This is a genomic window from Cohaesibacter intestini, assembly GCF_003324485.1.
Lineage (GTDB): Bacteria > Pseudomonadota > Alphaproteobacteria > Rhizobiales > Cohaesibacteraceae > Cohaesibacter > Cohaesibacter intestini.
The window spans coordinates 1-2,628 of record NZ_QODK01000023.1 but is presented as its reverse complement, the minus strand read 5'-3'; the positions used below and the strand labels follow the sequence as shown (position 1 = coordinate 2,628).

The window sequence follows — 2,628 nt, the reverse complement described above, 5'->3', positions numbered from 1 at the left end:
TTCGGCAAAGCAATGGGCAATCGGCGTGAATAGAGGCTGGAAATGGTGTGAAATGACCCCATAAAACCGCTTCAAAAGCCAAATTCGGGCTCAAGGGAATGGAAGGGCATCAATTCTCAGAGGGCTCCTCGGATAGGGCTGAGCAATTGCTCTGCCCGCTAGGGAGCAATATCTCTGTCTTTGTGTATGCTTTCTGTGAACAATTTTGCGCTCAATATATAGGGTCTTGGAGTCTCTACCCTCGCGAGCATCGCATCCCTTCACTTGTGTATCCTTGGCACAACTACCTTTGCAACAAATATCAATTGATGTTTTTCACAATGCAAGTTTTAGGACTAAAGATACAACCAATACCTGAAAACAAATACGCAACTCTACCAATAATAAAGTAATCACGTTAAATAAAAGCAGCCACTAGTTGCTAAATGATAGGTAAATTGCTTGTCGTTATATCGTTCTAAATTGCAAAAAAATTTAAACCGTTTCTCAAAAATACGTACAAATACACCCTCGAGGCATATAATAACGGCATAATACTCCAGAAATACACTTATGTATTTAATGATAATTTTACGGATTGGAACCAGTCTGAAATAAATGAATGATTAGTTATGGTGTACCCCTATGTTCAAAATTTCAGGCAATCTCAATAAGGCCCGGATCGATGCGATTAGCAATTCATGGGCCATGATCGAGTTCGATCTTTCTGGCAACATATTGTTCGCAAATGATAATTTTTGCGGCGCGATCGGTTATTCTCATGAAGAGATCAGAGGCAAACACCATAGCATGTTTGTTGAAGAAGCCCTTGCCAAAAGCTCCGCCTATCGCGACTTCTGGAAACAGCTGGCCAGTGGAAAATCGATGTCAGGCGAATTTCCACGCATCCATAAAGATGGCCATGTCATCTGGATTGAGGCCAGTTATAGCGTTATAAAGAATAGTGCGGGCAAGCCTCAACGCGTCATCAAGATTGCAACTGACATAACCCAGAAGAAGCAAGACACCCTTCGCACCGCGGGCCAGATGGCGGCGATCAATCGCTCCCAGGCAGTCATCGAGTTTGAAATGGACGGCACCATCATTGATGCCAATGATAATTTCTGTGAAACGCTTGGTTACAATCTCAGTGAGATCAAAGGCCAACATCACCGGATGTTCGTTGAACCGTCCGAAGTGAATAGCCCCAATTATCAGGAATTCTGGGCGCATTTGCGGTCAGGCCAGTATCATTCGGGTGAATTCAAGCGCGTCGGCAAGGGCGGCAAAGAAGTCTGGATTTTGGCGACCTACAATCCGATCCTTGATGATGATGGCAAGCCGATGCGAGTTGCAAAATTCGCAACCGACATCACCGAGGACGTCGAAAACCGCTTGCGCCGAATGTCCATCCAGAAAGAAATCGACACGGATCTTGATCTTGTCGCCGATGCTGTGAGCGGCACCAACCAACAGGCCGCGAGTGCGGCAAGCGCGGCGACACAGGCCTCTTCCAGTGTGCAAACGGTTGCTGCTGCGTCTGAAGAATTGGTCGCCTCGATTGAAGAAATCAGCCGTCAGGTGTCGCAGGCCAGCTCAGTCTCTGGACAAGCAGTGCAGGAAGCCAACCAGTCTGAGGGCATCATGGCTGGCCTGTCCGAAAGCGCCCAGAGCATTGGTGAAGTCATCGAACTGATTGAAAATATCGCTTCGCAAACCAACTTGTTGGCCTTGAATGCCACCATTGAGGCGGCGCGCGCGGGTGAAGCAGGCAAGGGTTTTGCCGTCGTGGCTTCGGAAGTGAAGGAACTGGCCTCACAGACCACCAAGGCGACGGAGCGGATTTCAGCGCAGATCAGCTCGGTTCAGTCGTCAACCGGCAATGCGGTCTCCGCCATTCAAGAAATCAAAGCCGTGATCCAGCAAGTCAATTCGATCTCGGAAAGCATTGCAGCCGCCGTCGAAGAACAGGCAGCCGTGACGCGCGACATTTCTGACAATATGCAGATGGCATCGACTGGGGTTGCGACGATCACGACCAATATCGGGACGATCTCGCAAGCCACAGCTCAAATGCAGGACTCCACCAGCAAAGTCCGAGCAGCTTCCAAACAATTGGCATAAAACCAAATCAGTCTCTGCGAAACGGGTCGCCCATCGGGCGGCCCTTTTATATTTGAATCAATGGACGGGCGCTCTATCGAGCGCCTTGCTTCGTAAGTCCGTTCATTGTTGTCGGTGTAGGCCAAAAAGAACTGTGCAACAGCCCGCATTTGGACCTATGTGCGCGATGAGCGCCCATGGGCCAGCGGCGATCCATCCGCCGCCTGGTACAAGTTCAGCTCTGACCAGGAAGGGAAACATCCAACTGGTCATCTGGCGCCGTTCAAGGGCTGGATACACTCAGATGGCTACACCGGGTTCAATGACTTGTTTGCCAACAACAGCGTTCACGAGATGGCCTGCATGGCCCATTTCAGACGCTAGTTCGTGGATATATTCCAATCTCACACCATACCCTAAAACACACGGCAATTACTTGGGCGATGCAGAAAGGTTCATCTCCGTCTGATGCAGCAAGCTTCTTTGCAACGTCAATCAGGACTATCGAGGACGTCTATCTGCATCATCATCCAGATTTCCAAGGCT

1 protein-coding gene and 1 pseudogene are annotated in these 2,628 nt (G+C 49.2%); both read left to right on the top strand.

Translation table 11 applies throughout. The features are described 5' to 3' along the window. Nucleotides 1-624 precede the first annotated feature (624 nt). Nucleotides 625-2,103, top strand: a complete 1,479-nt coding sequence (locus DSD30_RS21425) for a methyl-accepting chemotaxis protein (protein WP_114011794.1) — start codon at nucleotides 625-627, stop codon at nucleotides 2,101-2,103. A 138-nt stretch (nucleotides 2,104-2,241) separates the two neighbouring features. After that, nucleotides 2,242-2,466, top strand: a pseudogene (locus DSD30_RS22095) (IS66 family transposase); the annotation flags it as partial. Nucleotides 2,467-2,628 lie beyond the last annotated feature (162 nt).

Excerpts from the sequence above, each read along its gene's own strand:
- DSD30_RS21425 (WP_114011794.1), top strand. The coding sequence starts at position 625 with ATGTTCAAAATTTCAGGCAATCTCAATAAGGCCCGGATCGATGCGATT.